General features: G+C 47.0%; 12 protein-coding genes. 3 read left to right on the forward strand and 9 right to left on the reverse strand.

What is annotated here, in order from left to right; translation table 11 throughout:
* Positions 1 to 6: 6 nt before the first annotated feature.
* Positions 7 to 1,839, reverse strand: a complete 1,833-nt coding sequence (locus tag F0229_RS09280) for a DUF294 nucleotidyltransferase-like domain-containing protein (RefSeq protein ID WP_102429028.1) — start codon at positions 1,837 to 1,839, stop codon at positions 7 to 9.
* A gap of 232 nt (positions 1,840 to 2,071) precedes the next feature.
* Here F0229_RS09280 and F0229_RS09285 point away from each other — a divergent pair, with 232 nt between their 5' ends.
* Together F0229_RS09285 and F0229_RS09290 are read left to right on the forward strand one after the other, a co-directional pair.
* Positions 2,072 to 3,268: a 3-phenylpropionate MFS transporter gene (locus F0229_RS09285; RefSeq protein WP_171732703.1), complete on the forward strand. Its 1,197-nt coding sequence runs from the start codon at positions 2,072 to 2,074 to the stop codon at positions 3,266 to 3,268.
* A 118-nt stretch (positions 3,269 to 3,386) separates the two neighbouring features.
* The gene (locus F0229_RS09290) at positions 3,387 to 6,818 is read left to right on the forward strand and encodes a PAS domain-containing hybrid sensor histidine kinase/response regulator (RefSeq protein WP_171732704.1); all 3,432 of its coding nucleotides are present in this window, start codon (positions 3,387 to 3,389) and stop codon (positions 6,816 to 6,818) included.
* A gap of 117 nt (positions 6,819 to 6,935) precedes the next feature.
* Here the strand turns inward: F0229_RS09290 and F0229_RS09295 are convergent, their stop codons facing one another.
* The 4 genes from F0229_RS09295 to F0229_RS09310 all read right to left on the reverse strand — a co-directional run bounded on the left by F0229_RS09295 (position 6,936) and on the right by F0229_RS09310 (position 10,901).
* Positions 6,936 to 8,321 (reverse strand): lyase family protein, encoded by a 1,386-nt coding sequence (locus F0229_RS09295; protein ID WP_171732705.1) that lies wholly within the window; start codon positions 8,319 to 8,321, stop codon positions 6,936 to 6,938.
* Positions 8,322 to 8,333: 12 nt separating this feature from the next.
* Entirely contained in the window at positions 8,334 to 8,720 is a 387-nt protein-coding gene (locus F0229_RS09300; protein ID WP_017068852.1) for a hypothetical protein, read from the reverse strand.
* 200 nt (positions 8,721 to 8,920) lie between these two features.
* Positions 8,921 to 10,624: a sodium:solute symporter family protein gene (locus F0229_RS09305; protein WP_017062715.1), complete on the reverse strand. Its 1,704-nt coding sequence runs from the start codon at positions 10,622 to 10,624 to the stop codon at positions 8,921 to 8,923.
* Positions 10,625 to 10,634: 10 nt separating this feature from the next.
* Entirely contained in the window at positions 10,635 to 10,901 is a 267-nt protein-coding gene (locus F0229_RS09310; protein ID WP_010435433.1) for a DUF4212 domain-containing protein, read from the reverse strand.
* 448 nt (positions 10,902 to 11,349) lie between these two features.
* Between F0229_RS09310 and F0229_RS09315 the strand changes: the two genes are divergently transcribed.
* The gene (locus F0229_RS09315; protein WP_017066561.1) at positions 11,350 to 13,101 is read left to right on the forward strand and encodes a potassium/proton antiporter; all 1,752 of its coding nucleotides are present in this window, start codon (positions 11,350 to 11,352) and stop codon (positions 13,099 to 13,101) included.
* On the opposite strand, the gene F0229_RS09320 is transcribed toward F0229_RS09315, so the two are convergent.
* The 4 genes from F0229_RS09320 to pyrI form a co-directional block, all read right to left on the reverse strand.
* Entirely contained in the window at positions 13,098 to 13,727 is a 630-nt protein-coding gene (locus F0229_RS09320; protein ID WP_017062717.1) for a response regulator transcription factor, read from the reverse strand. The genes F0229_RS09315 and F0229_RS09320 overlap by 4 nt on opposite strands.
* Before the next feature lie 212 nt (positions 13,728 to 13,939).
* A complete protein-coding gene (locus F0229_RS09325) occupies positions 13,940 to 15,787 on the reverse strand; it encodes a protein-disulfide reductase DsbD (RefSeq protein ID WP_171732706.1) in 1,848 nt (615 codons plus the stop codon).
* Positions 15,788 to 15,962: 175 nt separating this feature from the next.
* Positions 15,963 to 16,451 (reverse strand): arginine repressor, encoded by a 489-nt coding sequence (locus F0229_RS09330; protein ID WP_017063664.1) that lies wholly within the window; start codon positions 16,449 to 16,451, stop codon positions 15,963 to 15,965.
* 327 nt (positions 16,452 to 16,778) lie between these two features.
* On the reverse strand, positions 16,779 to 17,243 hold the full coding sequence (pyrI, locus tag F0229_RS09335) for an aspartate carbamoyltransferase regulatory subunit (RefSeq protein ID WP_017062720.1): 465 nt from the start codon (positions 17,241 to 17,243) through the stop codon (positions 16,779 to 16,781).
* Between the last annotated feature and the right edge of the window lie 2 nt (positions 17,244 to 17,245).

Below are 17,245 nucleotides of genomic sequence, written 5' to 3' on the forward strand. Positions count from 1 at the left end.
CAATGCCTAATCCCGTATCTGATAGTGGTAGCCGAGCCATTGCTTGAATTTCTTCACCACGTGCAGGCTATGACGAAGCAGATCCCTGTCTGCTCGTTCCATCAGTTTGACGTTAATCTTGTTGCTGCTGTGCTGCTGAGAAAGCCTTTGGGCTAAGCGCCACTTAAAGAATTGCTTGAGTGCTTCACTGAGATTATCGGCAGTACTTTGCTCTAATACTTTCTTGCTGACCAGCTGCTCAATGCGTTCGAAGGTGTTGTTGACCGTGACACCATGTTCTAGGCAAAGCGCTCTCACACCATGCACGATAGGGAAAATACCGCCTTGTTTGATATCGAGTCCGGACTTGGATTGCTTCACATTACCAAACAGGGTCAGGGGAACTGAGAAGTTCAGCGCCGGGCGGCAGAACTCCGTCAGAATCAATTCTTGTCCGAGCATTAAATCACTGAGGTGCTGCTTTACAGGTTTTAATAACTCTCTATTCCCCGCTACTGCGTGTGCATCTGCCATGATCGCGATATCCATCACGGTGTCTGGCGTGGCTTTTTTTACCCAATGGGTAAGGGTTTGTTTCCACTCTTGCTCTGAATGCACCCATTTCGGATTGTTGACCATCACGTTGCCCGGGCACAGTGGGTAACCCAATTGTTGAAGGGTATGAGTGAGGTCGTTCATGGCACTTTGGCATTGATGCCACTCCAAGCCATCTTGAATTATGAGCGCGTTGTCTTGATCGGTTTTGAGAATTTGTTCCCCACGGCCTTCGGAACCCAACACGATTAGGCAGCAATGATTATGCAGTGCAGGTGGGATCACCAACTCAAAAGCCTTCTCTATGATCTGTTCGTTGACCGCAGAAATCAGCTCCATGATAAAGCGTGTGCGAATCCCATTACTGAGCAAGCTCTCGACCAGTTGACGTTGTTTGTTGGATGCCATTGCCAATTCTTCAACGCTGGTGGCGCGCGCAATACGCAAAGTAAGAACGTGGGAGTGTGTGGAGAATGCACTGAGAATCTGTGTCATATCCACCATGCCGACCGCATTTTTACCATCACAAACCATCAACCTTTTTACTCGATTTCTGGTCATGGTAATCATGGCGTTAAATAAGAAATCGCCTTGGTTCACGTGCATCACCGGAAACGTTGCGATCTCACCGACAGGCGCATCTAGTGTGAAATTATCGAGCATCACAGCATGCAATAAATTGGTTCGAGTGACGATTCCATACGACAAGGAACATGATGATCCAAAAGCTTTTGGATCATTATGTTCCAAATGGACTAGGGCCGAGTCTAACCCTTGTTCTTTAAGGGTTTGAGTGACTTGGTTGATCGGTTGGTTTGGTTCAAGTATCAGTGGTGGGTGATAGATAGAGTCATCCACTTTGGTTAATATAAACTCGGCAAGATTCTGTTGCTGCTGGGCGGCTTCTATCAAAGCTTTTCGTGTTGATAGGTTGCTATCAAAGTAGGCAGCGAATTGGCCATTGGCGTGGTAAAGCTCAAGAAAAATATCGGTGGGCAGCAGATAACTTAATGTATCTTCGAGTGCGATATATTGGTGTTTGGTGTGGGGTTCAAACTGGCTGCGGACATCAAAAATATCGTCATTGGCATAGTGTGCGTAAATCTCACCATCACTGCTCGCGCGCTCTTCAACAGCTCCTTTGATCAAAATATGCAGGTGTCGGCTCGGCCTTTCAGCTTCCAGTATCACTTCTTGAGAGCGGTAATACACCACGTCTAATGAAGAGCGAAGCTTCAACTGTTCGGCGTCGGACAGGCTATCGAAGGGCGGGTGCTGCATATTAAATTTGTCAGGCATAAGCATCACAAGAAGAAATGGGAGTCTTTAATCAGTCTGACAAAATACCAGCGAAGCTCCAGACGACTTTAGTCTAAATGCGAGTATGAGTATTGATGAGCGTGAAATCTCTTGTTGAAATGCGATATCCAGACCCATTGAATATGGGAATACTATCCCAGTAATAATTCCCTTTTTCATCGTATGCGAGATAGGCATAATTGGTGCTGCCTTTTTCCGCACACTTTATAGGTCATTTATGTTTAGCCCTTCACCCTATGGCTGGATCTCTCAGTATTTTCTTGGTTTCTTTTTTGCGTATGGCGTGTATTTGCCATTTTGGGCGTTGTGGTTTGAAGACCAAGGCGTGTCTGCTGGTGATATTGGCGTATTGATTGGTATCGGCTTTGCGACTCGTTGTGTGGCCAACTTAGTGATTACGCCGCGTATCCATAAAGTGGAACACTTGATGCCAGCGCTACGCTGTTTGAGTTTCGCTGCGCTGCTGTTTGTCGGTTTCCACTTCTTCACCGGTGGCAGTTTTATACTGATGTTGTTGGCAACGGTACTGTTTAACCTCTGTTGTGGGCCGATCATTCCTCTTTCTGATGCGATGGCTAACCATTACAGTCGTTTGAAAATGCTCGACTACGGCCGAACTCGCCTTTGGGGCTCAATTGCCTTTATCGTAGGTTCAACGGTTGTTGGCTATTTGGTGGCACAATTTGGCACCGACATGATTTTGTATACTGCACTTGCGGGCGTGTTGTTGTCATTAATTCTGGCGATGAGAAATCCTAACGTGATGCCAGTAACGCAATCTGAGCAACAAGCGGCGCGACCAAAACTAGGTGAACTGCTGCGTGAGTCGTCAGTGGTAAAGTTTTTAGCCTTGATGGCGCTGCTGCAAGGTAGTCATGCGGCTTACTACAGTTTTAGTGCGATTTATTGGAAAGAAGCGGGTCACTCAGAAGCTATCATCGGTTACTTGTGGAGTTTAGGTGTTGTTGCTGAAGTGGCCGTATTTGCTCTGAGTAAGCGATTATTCTCAGGCTGGTCACTGCGTACTTTGTTTGTCGTCGCGGCTATTGGGGTGATGGCGCGTTGGGGTATTACCGCATCAACGACAGCGATTTTCGCACTGGTTATGGTGCAGCTACTGCATGGCGTGACCTTTGCCATGGCACACATCGCCGCGATTCAATACATCCAATCTGAAGAACAAAACAAGATGGTTGCGCTACAAGCTCTGTATAACGCGATTCCATTAGGTGCCTTTATTGCACTGATGACCACCTTAAGTGGTTGGGGTTATGAGCTTTGGGGTGCAAATATCTTCTGGGGTATGGCTGCTATGGGTGCACTTGCTCTGTTCATTAAGTTGGATGAAAGAAGTTCAGTGGTTGAGATTAATCAATCAGATTCGGAACAGTCAGAATCTCACAGCAAATGCTGATAATTAGAGTCTAAAGCACAGAATTTAAGCGATGCGATTGAGTTAATCACCCATCCTTAGTTAAATGAAACCTCTCCCTTATGGAGAGGTTTTTTTATGGATGAAAAAAGGGTTTTCAATGCAAGGATGGATAGTAATTCCAGTCTCTTTAGCCTACTTGGGCGTGTTATTTCTGATCGCTTGGTATGGAGACAGGCAGGTTCGTTGGCTATCGCGTTGGCGCCCGTGGATCTATAGCCTTTCGATTGCCGTGTATTGTACCTCTTGGACCTTCTATGGAACGGTCGGGCAGGCGAGTAACAACCCTTGGTCTTTTTTACCCATTTACCTCGCCCCGATTCTAGTCTTTACACTAGGCTGGCGGATCTTGGCGCGGCTGATCCTGATTGCGAAGCGGGAACATATCACCTCCATTGCCGACTTTATCGCGGCTCGTTATGGAAAATCTCAGGGCTTAGCGGTGGCGGTGACGGTTATCGCCGTGGTTGGTATCCTTCCTTATATTGCTCTGCAACTGCGTGGTATTACCATGGGGTTGGATATTGTTGCACCCAACCTAGCGGCTGACTTCGGTTATCAGGACTATCATGTGTCTTGGTTTGTGGTCGGTGCTTTGGCTATTTTCACCATGCTGTTTGGTACAAGACACATTGATAACACAGAGCATCACCGTGGCATGATGATGGCGGTGGCGTTTGAATCCATCGTTAAGCTCGCGGCATTCCTGATCGTTGGCCTATTCATCATGTATCTGGCGATGAGCAGCGACAAGATCGACTTGCTTGATGTGGCGGCTTCCACCTACGAATCACCCAATATTCCGACCTTAATTATTCATACCGTTTTAACCATGTTGGCGATTGTCTGTCTGCCACGCCAGTTCCATACCATGGTGGTAGAGAACGAACGTCCTCAAGACCTGCATACCGCTCGTTGGTTGTTTCCGCTTTACCTGATTTTGATGGGACTGTTCGTGCTGCCAATTGCTTGGGCAGGACAAGGACTACTTACTGGTATGCCAGCGGATACCTATGTGATCAGTGTGCCAATGTCAGAAGGCGCTAATCACATTGCCTTGCTGGCTTTCCTTGGTGGTACGTCTGCGGCAAGTGGCATGGTGATAGTGTCGACCATCGCCTTGGCGATCATGGTGTCGAATGATTTAGTGATGCCACTGTTACTGCGCCGTATGCGCCTAACCCAAAGAACCCATCGACACTTTTCTGGCCTGCTATTGGTGATTCGCCGCGGGCTAATTTTACTGCTGTTACTGGGTGCTTGGCTGTTTTATCAAGCGCTCGATACCATCCATTCACTGTCAGCGATTGGCTTTCTTTCCTTTGCGGCGATTGCTCAATTCGCGCCAGCACTTATTGGTGGTTTGTACTGGCGCCCGGGTAACCGCAAGGGCGTGTATGTCGGCTTAATGGTGGGCTCGTTGATTTGGCTGATTACCTTGATGAGCCAAACCAGCATGTTGGCTGGCGACAGTGAAAGTAACCTTTTACTGTGGATTATCACGCCGCCAGAACTGCTCAGTAGCTGGAATATCAGCAGTTCAAACTGGGGCATTGTGCTGAGTATTGTACTTAATACCTTGTGCTATGCCGTAGTTTCGATGTCGACCAGGCCAAGCCTAAGTGAGCGCTTACAATCAGCAGCATTTGTTGGCACGCCGCTGCCTGAAAACGAGAATATCAGCCTTTACCAGAACCGAGTGACGGTCGCTGAATTAGAGATGCTGGCGTCGCGTTTTGTGGGTCGCAAACGTGCGAAAAGTGCCTTACACAGCTATTGGCAACAACACGGTCAGCCGCTGCTTCCTAATCAACAAGCGCCTGCAAGTCTGATTCGACACGCAGAGCGCGTGCTCGCCGGAGTATTCGGTGCTTCGTCTGCTAAGTTAGTACTTACTTCCGCTTTACAGGGAAGAAACATGCAGCTTGAAGAAGTCGCGACCATCGTGGATGAAGCTTCGGAACTGTACGACTTCAGCCGTGGTTTACTGCAAGGCGCGATTGAACATATTGGCCAAGGTATTGCAGTAATCGACAAACAAATGAGGCTGGTGGCGTGGAATCAACGTTACTTAGAACTGTTTGAGTTCCCTGCTGGCTTGATTCAGGTTGGTCGACCCATTTCAGATGTGATTCGTCATAATGCTGAACAAGGTTTGTGTGGCCCGGGTGACCCGGAAGATCACGTTCGCCGCCGTGTTTATCACCTTGAGCAAGGAACACGACACACCTCTTCTCGTATTCGTCCTGATGGTCGAGTGATTGAGGTGCAAGGTAATCCGATGCCAAGCGGTGGCTTTGTGATGAGCTTTACCGACATCACGGTATTCCGACAAGCAGAGCAAGCGCTAAAAGATGCTAACGAAAGTTTGGAATCGAGAGTTCATGAACGAACTCAAGAACTCGAGAAGCTTAACCATCGCTTGGTAAAGGCGACGCAAATCTCTGACCAAGAATCACAATCCAAGAGTCGTTTTCTTGCGGCTGTGAGTCACGATTTGATGCAGCCATTAAATGCTGCTCGCTTGTTTGCTTCTTCGCTATCTGAGGTCGCCAAAGAACAAGAGGTCAAACAGCTTTCATCCCACATCGAGAGTGCCCTTGGTGCGGCTGAAGATCTGATTGGTGATTTGTTGGATATCTCGCGCTTGGAATCCGGTAAGTTAGAAACCAACATTCATGCGATTGCCGTGCATGATGTACTAACCAATTTGAATGCGGAATTTAGCGCTTTAGCGATACAACAAAAAATCCAGTTTCAAATGATCCCATCGTCATTGTTCATTCATTCTGACCCTAAATTATTAAGACGAGTGATTCAGAACTTTTTGACCAATGCGTTTCGTTACAACCCGGAAGGGAAAGTAGTACTGGGTGCGAGACGAGTGAATGGTCAGGTTAGAATTGATGTGTGGGATAACGGAACCGGTATCGATGAAGACAAGCAACAAGAGATCTTCGAAGAATTTACTCGTGGTAGCCAAGTGCGTGCTGATCAGGGGTTAGGGCTAGGATTAGCCATCTCCAAAGGTATTGCCCATGTGCTTGGTCATCAAATATCGATGCGCTCATGGCCGGGGCAAGGCAGTGTCTTTTCCATCACCTTAGCTAGAGCGGAAAAAGTGGCTCCAGTTGTGCAAGCTTCGACGCCAATGGCGACCAGCGACATCGAACATCTCAAGATATTGTGTGTCGATAATGAACGAGAAATCTTAGTCGGTATGGAAAACCTGATCGGACGTTGGGGCTGTGAGGTTAAGACGGCGGTTGATTTGGTCGAAAGCTTGCAGTGCCTAGATGAGGGTTGGCTACCTGATGTGATTTTCTCTGATTACCGTTTAGATAATGGCAGAACGGGTCTCGAAGTCCTGCAGCAGTGTCGCTTGCGCCTCGGAGACTCTTTTGAAGGGGTCATCATTAGTGCCGATAGAACCGATGACATGTTGGCAGCGATAAAGGCCAACAGCTTTCGCTTTATTGCCAAGCCAGTGAAGCCACTTAAGTTAAGAGCGGTCTTGAATCGAGTGAGCTAGTTTGGGTTAACAGGCTCGGATTAGTACGTTCGTGAGCGGATAGTGAAAAGGCCTCAGATGAGGCCTTTTTTGTCTCTGTTTTTTTTGCGAACGCCGATTCGCTTGTTAATTCAATAACTAACCAGCAATGCCACCTTGTGTCAGTGTGGTTGGATCAAGCAGTTTACTGAGCTCTTCTCGGCTAAGATCGGTTTCTCTTTCTGCGACATCCAGAATTGGTAAGCCTTCTTTGTAAGCTTTCTTGGCAATATCAGCCGCCTTCAAGTAGCCAATCACAGGGTTAAGTGCGGTCACTAGGATTGGGTTCTTTGACAGTGCCAAATCGAGATTGTCTTGGCGTACCGTGAAGGTCGCGATGGCTTTGTCCGCTAAAGCGACTGAGCTGTTTGCCAATAACTCAATACTTTCCAACACGTTATGAGCAATCACTGGCAGCATCACATTAAGTTGGAAGTTACCTGATTGTCCGGCTACGGTAATGGTGGTGTCGTTGCCAATGATTTGCGCCGCCGCCATAGCTGCAGCTTCTGGAATCACAGGATTTACCTTGCCAGGCATGATCGATGAGCCTGGTTGTAGAGCCTGTAATTCAATTTCCCCTAAGCCAGCCAACGGCCCAGAGTTCATCCAGCGAAGATCGTTTGAGATCTTCATGATCGCAACTGCTGCCGTTTTGAGCTGACCTGACAGCGCAACGATCGCGTCTTGACTGCTGAGGTTAAAAAAGAAGTTTTCACTCGAGCTAAAACTGATCTTTGTCGATTGAGACAGGTTACTCGCAAACTTATCGGCAAAGCGTGGGTCAGCATTGATCCCTGTTCCAACCGCAGTACCACCTTGTGCTAAAGCCTTGATAGCGGGCAGGGTGTTCTCTATTGCTTGCTTAGCGTGTTCTATCTGAAATTTCCAACCACCTAGCTCTTGAGCAAAGGTCATTGGCATCGCATCCATTAGATGAGTGCGGCCGGTCTTCACGACCTCTGCAAGTTCCTGTTGCTTGATAGTGAGTGCTTCAGAAAGGTGAGTTAATGCAGGTAATAGCTTATTTTCAGCCATCAAAGCAACGCTCACTTGAATTGCGGTTGGCACCACATCGTTACTGCTTTGGCCCATGTTGACGTGATCATTGGGGTTCACGTCGCCTTGCAAGCTTCTTGAGGCAAGCGTAGCAATCACTTCATTGGCATTCATGTTGGAACTGGTACCTGAACCGGTTTGGTAGACATCGATAGGGAATTGATCGAGGTGTTTACCCTCAATGATCTCTTGGCTGGCTTCGGCTATCGCGTTGGCAATATCACCTTCCAGTAGACCTAACTGAGCATTGGTATCTGCCGCTGCCTGTTTAATTAACGCCAGTGCTTGAATAAAACTGGTCGGCATCTTGTGAGAGCTAAACGCGAAGTTATCCGCTGCACGCTGAGTTTGTGCTTGGTATAGCGCATCGGCAGGGACTTTCACTTCGCCCATGCTGTCTTTTTCAATCCGAAATTGTAGGGTCATGTTCTATCCTTGTTAGCCAAGTGGGGCTTGGACTTGTTTTAGTGTTTGGCTGAGATTCAAAAAACGCGCTTGGCCTTGAGGTTGCTGGCAGTAGTGGCGCTTCAAATAAAATAGTGGTGAGTGAATAGAGTCTAGGCAGATATGACGAAAGGCGAAACTGCGCTGAGGAGACTCAATCGCTTCAATCAAATGAAAGAAAACTTGGCGTAGATACAGCTCGCACAACAAGATGTTTTCTTGAGCGGCATGCTTTTCATAGTAAGCCGAAAGCGTCAGTGCACACTCGATATACTCTCGAATTACAAACGGCTCATGGCCTTGAACTTGTTCTAATGAAGCAAAGCGATCCTGTGCTTTGTAAAATCTCGAATAGAGAACCTGCTGCTCTTTCATCATCATCTGCATCTCTTTATTGGATGTTAATGATAATTATTATCAAATAAAATTTTAAAAACAACCCTTTGTTTATCTTTTTATAAAGTGAGCAGAAAAAGAAAAAGCCGATACACGAAGTATCGGCTTTCTGGAGTTAGTACCTAATCCCTACAATGTAAGTACTGATTCATTTTTTGCTAAACATCTTTGTTTAATGGTCGTGCTTAGTGGTCGTGAGCTTCACCTGCACCTTTCGGGTAACGGATGTTCTCAACCATATCTTGTACATCTTGTGGTACTTCAGCAGTTACTTTGTTTACAGCAATCGATACTACGAAGTTTAGACACATACCTAGCGTACCGATGCCTTCTGGGCTGATACCAAACCACCAGTTTTCAGGTGTGCTTGCTGCTGGGTTAATGAACTTGAAGTAGATGATGTAGCTTGCTGTGAAGGCAATACCTGACAACATACCTGCAATTGCGCCTTCCTTGTTCATCTTCTTGTAGAAGATACCTAGGATAATCGCTGGGAAGAAGGATGCTGCGGCTAAGCCGAAGGCAAACGCTACTACCTGTGCTACAAAGCCTGGTGGGTTAATACCTAAGTAACCGGCACCGACAATCGCGACCATGGCTGCCAGACGAGCGGCTAACAGCTCCTGCTTGTCGGTCATGTTTGGTCTGAAGCCTTTCTTCAACAAGTCATGTGAAATCGACGTTGAGATGACCAATAGTAGACCCGCGGCTGTTGATAGTGCGGCTGCTAGGCCACCGGCTGCAAGCAGTGCTACAACCCAGTTTGGTAGTTTCGCTAGCTCTGGAGAAGCCAGTACGATGATGTCGCGGTTAATCTTCATCTCGTTACGCTCATCGCCCGAGTAGAACATTTTGCCATCGCCGTTCTTATCTTCCCAACCTACTAGGCCAGTGCTTTCCCAGTTTTTGTACCAGCTTGGTGCGTCCGCTGCAGCGACACCTTGCATGTCAGGGCCGTTGATTGTTTCGATCATGTTTACACGAGCGAATGCTGCAACGCCTGGTGCTGTTGTGTATAGCAATGAGATGAACAGTAGTGCCCAACCCGCTGAGATACGAGCATCACGTACTTTTGGTACCGTGAAGAAACGAATGATTACGTGTGGAAGACCCGCAGTACCGACCATTAGAGCCGCACAGATGAAGAATACATCTACCATGCTCTTGTTACCTTCGGTATAGGCGGTAAATCCGAGTTCTTCGGTCAGTCCATCCAGTTTATCAAGAAGGTAAACATCTGTGCCTGATAGCGTAGAGCCCATACCAACTTGTGGAAGTGGGTTACCTGTCATCATGATTGAGGTAAAGATTGCTGGAACAAGGAAGGCGAAAATGAGGACACAGAATTGAGCTACCTGCGTATAAGTGATGCCTTTCATGCCACCTAGTACTGCGTAGAAGAACACAATACCCATACCAATGATGATGCCTAGGTTAATATCAACTTCTAGGAAACGAGAGAATACAACGCCCACACCACGCATCTGGCCTGCAACGTACGTAAACGATACGAAGATTGCACAGAATACCGCTACCATACGTGCCGTTTTCGAGTAGTAACGCTCACCGATGAAATCAGGAACCGTAAACTGACCGAACTTACGTAGGTAAGGTGCTAAACATAGCGCAAGTAGTACATAACCACCTGTCCAACCCATTAGGTAAACCGCACCGTCGTAACCAACGAATGAGATGATACCTGCCATTGAGATGAATGATGCTGCCGACATCCAGTCAGCGGCGGTCGCCATGCCGTTTGCTACTGGGTGTACACCACCGCCAGCAACGTAGAACTCACTAGTAGACCCTGCACGAGCCCAGATTGCGATGCCGATATATACCGCGAAAGTAATACCGACGAGAATAAACGTCCAAGTTTGAATATCCATGTTCTAGCCTCTAGTCTTCCTGTACGTTGTATTTTTTGTCGAGCGCATTCATGCGGACAACGTAAATAAATATCAGCGCCACGAAGGTGTATATCGAACCTTGCTGAGCGAACCAAAATCCTAGCTTGAACCCGCCAAACTGAACGGTATTGAGGGCATCCACAAATAAGATGCCAGCGCCGTAAGACACCGCAAACCAGACCGCGAGCAGTGTTCCCATAATTCCCAAGTTTTCCTTCCAGTAGGCTTGAGCATGTTCCGTAGATTCGAACGCCATTGCCTTCTCCTTTATTCCGTTTTCGTAGAAACTGTTTTTGTGAAACCGTTTTGTAAAATAGCGTGTTAACGTAATGTTACGATTTAGAATGTAGCAAGGATAAGTCAAGGGATCTGTGCAACTTTAGTCGGGATGGTATTAGCGCTAATGTACTGAAATATGGGAGCTAGGAGACATAACCATAGAAAAATGCGATGTTAAAATGTTGTTAAATTAGCCAAAGGTCTAACAAAAAGGGATGAATTAGACTGCGAGTCATAAAATTTAACAACTAAATGACCGAGAAACGGTATTTAGCCCTGCTTATGACACGAAGCGAAACATAAGTTTGTTATAGTAACAACGGCACTTTCACCGACCGTGCCTTGCTAAACGGCAGAAGATCAACAAGCTAGTGGCAAAAGATCAACAGGCTTAAAGCTCGGATTTTATTCTTTGGGGGAACGAATTGGACGCAATAACCATTAACCACTTATTCTTGACTGGTGCCGTACTCATCGCCATCAGCGTGCTTTTCTCACAAGTGTCCTCTCGATTGGGCGTTCCTATTCTTTTGATCTTTTTGTTCGTTGGTATGTTAGCGGGTGAAGATGGACCCGGTAATATTCATTTCGATGATTACTCACTGACCTACTTGGTGAGTAACCTTGCGCTTGCCGTGATTCTGTTGGATGGCGGTATGCGAACCAAGGTGGCGAGCTTCAAGGTCGCTTTCTGGCCTTCGCTCTCGCTGGCGACGATAGGTGTCGCATGTACAGCAACCTTAACCGGATTAATGGCGGCTTGGCTGTTTGACTTGTCATTAATGCAGGGCATCTTGGTCGGGGCGATTGTTGGTTCAACCGATGCGGCAGCGGTATTCTCTTTGCTGAAAGGACAGAGTCTCAATGAGCGTGTTGGCTCAACCCTAGAGATCGAATCGGGCACTAACGACCCAATGGCGGTCTTCCTGACGGTGACCTTAATTGCGCTGTTAGGTAACCCTGACGCTGAGATGGGAATGAACTTCCTACTGCAAAGTTTTGCGATGCAGTTTGGTATCGGTACTCTTGTTGGTATTGGCGGCGGCTGGGTTCTATGGAGCTTAATCAATCGAGTACAATTGGCTGATGGCCTTTATTCCATTCTGGTACTCAGTGGGGGCGTGGCTCTGTTTGCGTTCTCTAACATGCTTGGCGGCAGCGGCATCTTATCGATTTACCTAGTGGGCTTGTTCATTGGTAATCGTCCGACGCGCTCGCGACACTCGATTCTTAATGTTCTTGATGGCATGACGTGGCTAAGCCAGATCGTGATGTTCTTAGTATTGGGTTTATTGGTGACGCCATCAACGTTGATGGACATTGCTCTGCCTGCGCTGGCACTGGCCTTCGGTATGATTTTGTTTGCTCGTCCGCTGTCGGTTTGGTTGGGTTTGCTGCCGTTCAGAAGCTTTACCACCAAGGAACGTTGGTTTGTTTCTTGGGTCGGTCTACGCGGCGCGGTACCGATCATTCTGGCGGTGTTCCCGATGATGGCTGGCCTGCCTAATGCTCAGCTTTACTTCAACATCGCGTTCTTCGTGGTTATGGTGTCGCTGATTGTTCAAGGCGGCAGCTTGATGAAAGTCGCGAGATTGGCTCAAGTGACGCTACCTCCAACGCCGACACCGATTTCTCGTACTGGCATTGAAATTTACCCTGCTAGTGAGTGGGAGATGTTTGTCTACAAGCTGAAAGAAGAGAAGTGGTGTGTCGGCGAACCACTAAAGCGTTTGTCTATGCCGGAAGGAACGCGAATTACTGCACTGTTTAGAAAGGATGCCTTGCTTCACCCATCAGGCAGCACCGTGTTAGAGGCGAACGATATCTTATGTGTGCTTGGTCAAGACAAAGATTTGGACAGCTTAAGTTCGTTGTTCAGTGAGGCGCCTCTAGCAGAAGAGGCGGCACGATTCTTTGGTGACTTCTTCTTGGATGTTGAGCTATCAGTTGCGGCAGTGAGTGATTGTTATGGTATTGAACTTGGCTCGGAAGAAGAGCGAGAAATGACGCTAAAACAATTGGTTGCTCAAGAGCTTGGCGCACACTCTGTATTGGGTGATAGCTTTGAGTGGCATGACATCACTTGGGTGGTTGCAGAGATAGATGATCATAAAGTCGTCAGGTTGGGTTTATGTTTACCTAAGACGACTTTAGAAGAGGATATCAGTGAAGCTTAATTGTGGACTTCTTGTAGCAAGATAACCGCTTGAGTACGATTTTTCACATCCAGTTTACGGAAGATGGCCGTCATATGTGCTTTGATGGTCGCTTCCGAAACATTCAATTCATACGCGATTTGCTTGTTAAGCAAGCCGTCAGAAAGCATCCCTAATACCTTGTATTGCTGAGGCGTCAGTGTGGAAATCTTTTCTGCAAGGTCGCTACACGCTGCATTATTGGTGATAAGCCCTTCAGGGAAGAACGGGTCGCCATTCAGCACTTGATTCAGTGCACTCACCAACTCACGCATATCGCTCGACTTAGGAATAAAGCCAAACGCACCGTGGCTCTTCACCTGAGTGACCACGCTGGCATCTTCACTGGCAGAAACCACCACAATCGGTAGATCTGGGTATTCAGCGCGCAGTTGAATTAAGCCTGACATGCCATTGGCGCCCGGCATTTTCAGATCGAGCAGTAATAGATCCGGCTCGCCTTCTTTCTTTAGCAGAGTCAGTAAGGCATCGAGAGAATCGGCCTCAAGCAGGTTCGCACCACTGATCGCCATATGAACTGACTGAAACAGGGCGTTGCGAAAGAGAGGGTGGTCATCAGCAATGATGATGGTATAGGTCGAGTCCATGACGTTCATACTTTTAACAATTTAGTTAATATTTATTATCATCCTGATTGAGTATGTGGACAATATCTATGCATTAAAAGTCTGAACCATATCGACTTTTATCCCCGGAATAAGAAAGCGTTACTCTGAATAGCAAAAAAGCCGCACTGCCATCTCGTTACGGAGGGGCGGTGTGGCTTTCGATTCGGCTTATGTTTTAGTGAATATTGCCGTTATAGCTGGTGGTTTTGCATGTGTTTTAAGAATACATCAGCAGGCATAAAACCGGTTACACGAGCATTTGGAACATGGTTACCCTCGCCATCCCAGAACTCAATCGTCGGTAAGCCAAGTACCTGTAATTGTTTAAGCAGTTCAATGTCTTGAGGCATGTTTCTCGTTACATCGGCTTGTAGCAGTACAAAGTCAGAAAGCTTGTTTTCCACATCAGCTTGATGGAAGGTGTACTTCTCGAACTCTTTACACGCCACACACCAATCGGCGTAGAAGTCGAGCATCACAGGCTTACCGAGTTTCTTCGCTTCGATGAGCTGGATTTCTAGTTCTTCAACCGTGTTGATGCGTGCAAATTGGATGTGTTGTTCTACCGTCACGCTCTTTTCTGCAAACCAGTAATTGAGCGCAGGTTGAGCTGATGCGAACAGGCCAAGCATCGCGATGATGCCTACCGCACTCTGCTTCCAGCCGCCGAATGGCAGTGCATTCTTGCTATGGTACAGCCAACCAAAGGCGATGAAGCCAAGGCCAGACCAAAGCACGGTTGCCCACAATTCAGGAATGATGCGCTCTAGCAGGAAGATAGGTGCTGCCAGCAAGATAAAGCCGAATACGATCTTCACCTTGTTCATCCAGCTGCCCGCTTTAGGCAATAGCTTATTACCAAACACTGCCACTAAAATCAGCGGAATACCCATACCCATAGCCAACGCGTACAGAGCAATTGCACCGGTAAATAGGTCACCACTCTGAGCCACATACAGCAGTGCGCCTGACAATGGCGCCGTGGTACAAGGTGAACACACCAAGCCAGAGATAGCGCCCATTGCGAATACGCCCAAGGTATTGCCACCTTGCTGCTTGTTGCTTTGGTTGTTGAGCCAAGTTTGGATGCTGCTTGGCAGTTGCAGGTTATAAACGCCAAACATCGACATTGCTAACGCCACGAACAGAACACTCAGCGCGATCAGCACGTAAGGGTGCTGCATAGCGGCTTGGAATTGCATGCCTGCTGAAGCAACCACTAAACCTAATAAGGTGTAGGTTAACGCCATGCCTTGCACGTAAATAAAGGACAGCATCAGCGCGCGACCTTGGCTGAGTTTGCCACCACCTAAAACGATACCCGTTAGAATCGGATACATAGGCAGCACACACGGCGTAAAGGCTAAACCAACACCGAGTGCTAAGAATAATAGAGGGGTCCACCAACTGTCACCGAGCTTATCGGCTAAGCCTGCTTCTTTTGAAACAGGGGCATTTGGCTGTTGAGTCGTGTTACTTACAACGTCTGCTTTCGGAGATGTTGGTTGCGTAGAAACATCGGTTTCGTTGCCAGCAGAAGATGAAGCTTGTGAGTCACTACCTTGCGAATTAGCAGAACCTGTTGCTGTGAAAGGTTCAATGTCGATGATACGAGTCTCTGGTGGGTAGCAGAACCCTGCGTCCGCACAGCCTTGATACTTAACGATCAGCTGTGAGCCATCTTGGTAACTCTGCAGAGGAACTTGCACGAATAACGGCTGAGTATAAATGCTCACCTCACCGAAGAATTCATCTTGGTGCGGCTTACCATCTTCTAATTCAACATTACCGATAACGAGATTTTGCCCGGTGAACGAGAGGCTATGTTGATAGAGGTAGTAGCCCTCTTTTACTTGCCAGTCGAGAAGGACTTTGTCGTCTTGCTGGTAGTAATTGAAAGGGAAAGCTTGGTCTACAGGGACAAAACCATTGTTATTGCCTCCGAAGCTTGGCTCGGCGTTGTCGTTCCCAAATAGCGCCCACGCAGGCTGGGTGAATAGGGAAACACAAACAAAAAGTAATGTGGCAAGTCGTCGCATACTATTTAGTCATCAAAATGGAGTTGAAGGTATCTTAACTCAATCAGACCGTAATAGTTTGCTATTAGTTTCATCGGCAAACAAATATCCCCTAAGGCGGGATAGCGATTTTATTGGGTAATCGAGTGGGGAGCTGCAATTCAACTTGAGTGCCTTGCCTTTGTAAAAGAGACATTTAAGCTACACCCAAGCGTGCTTTTACTACTTGTTCGCAAGCATCAATATTCATCGTATCTTTTGGAATAATAAGCACGGTATCATTACCGCCAACGGTGCCGATAATCTCAGTGTGTGGGTCGATATCAACTAATCTTGCGACTAGTTGTGCACAACCTGGATGAGTTTTTACGATGACCATCGCTTGGTTATGAGTGATGAATTCGATTTGCGATGAGATGGATGCATCGACACGAACCGGTGCACTTTCAACCGTGATGCAGTAAACCTTTTTACCGCAAGCATTCTGAATTTTGACAACACCAAGCTGTGACAAAATACGAGATACGGTCGATTGGCTGATACCGGTATAGCCAATATCGACGAGTTTCTCTCGCAGTTGATTTTGGGTCGAGAAGCTTTGTTGTTGTAGTAAGCGTTTGCACGCTGCAGTCAGTGTTTTATCTTCAGCTGAATACAAGCAACCGTGCTCAGTGATTGGGTTCATGAACAACTCCTTAAGGTCAACATGTGGTTATCGCTTGTCCATAGCGCCGAGCGTACTCCCAAAGCCGTAGAGTACGATTGTTAAATAGGGCTTACCGATGAATCCCGAAATAGAGAGGGAAGGTATGCGTGATGTATGATCGTCTATCCATTGAGTCTACCACTAAAGAATAGTTATCTTTTTGAAGGGGATCACCAAATAAAATTCTAGTTAATTGCTTTTATTTTGGAGTTTTATTCTTTTGTTAAATGGATATTTATTCCAAGTTTGGCATAAATATCCATCGGTATTAGGGTGCTTTGGAGACCGTGATAATGGCGCTAAGGGTTAGCGAATTTCACTCATGATCTCGCGAGAGAATACTTTTTCACAGTAGTGACATTTTAGCTGCACGTTTTCCTGTTTTAGCTGCACTTTAAAGCTGCTTTCGACAGGTTCACCGTGCGAAATACAGTTGCTATTCGGGCAAGAGTAGACACTGTGGATTTGCTCTGGCAGCACAAGGGTTAGCTTATTAACCACTTTATACTCTTCAATCTGATTGACCGTTGCCTGCGGAGCATAAAGAGCCAATTGGTTGGCTTGTTCCTTGGTCAGGAAGATGTTCTCAATCTTGATTAGATCTTTATGGCCAAGTGCCGATGATGGCAGGTTTAAGCCCATAGTGATGCGCTGTTCTGTCTTGTGTAGCTTAAACAGTTTAAGGATTTTGATACCAAGGTGAGCAGGGATGTGGTCAATCACGCTGCCGTTACGGATCGCTTCTACTTGTAGCTGAGTTTGTTTAACCATGA

The organism is Vibrio sp. AIC-3, assembly GCF_013114515.1.
Classification (GTDB): domain Bacteria; phylum Pseudomonadota; class Gammaproteobacteria; order Enterobacterales; family Vibrionaceae; genus Vibrio; species Vibrio crassostreae_C.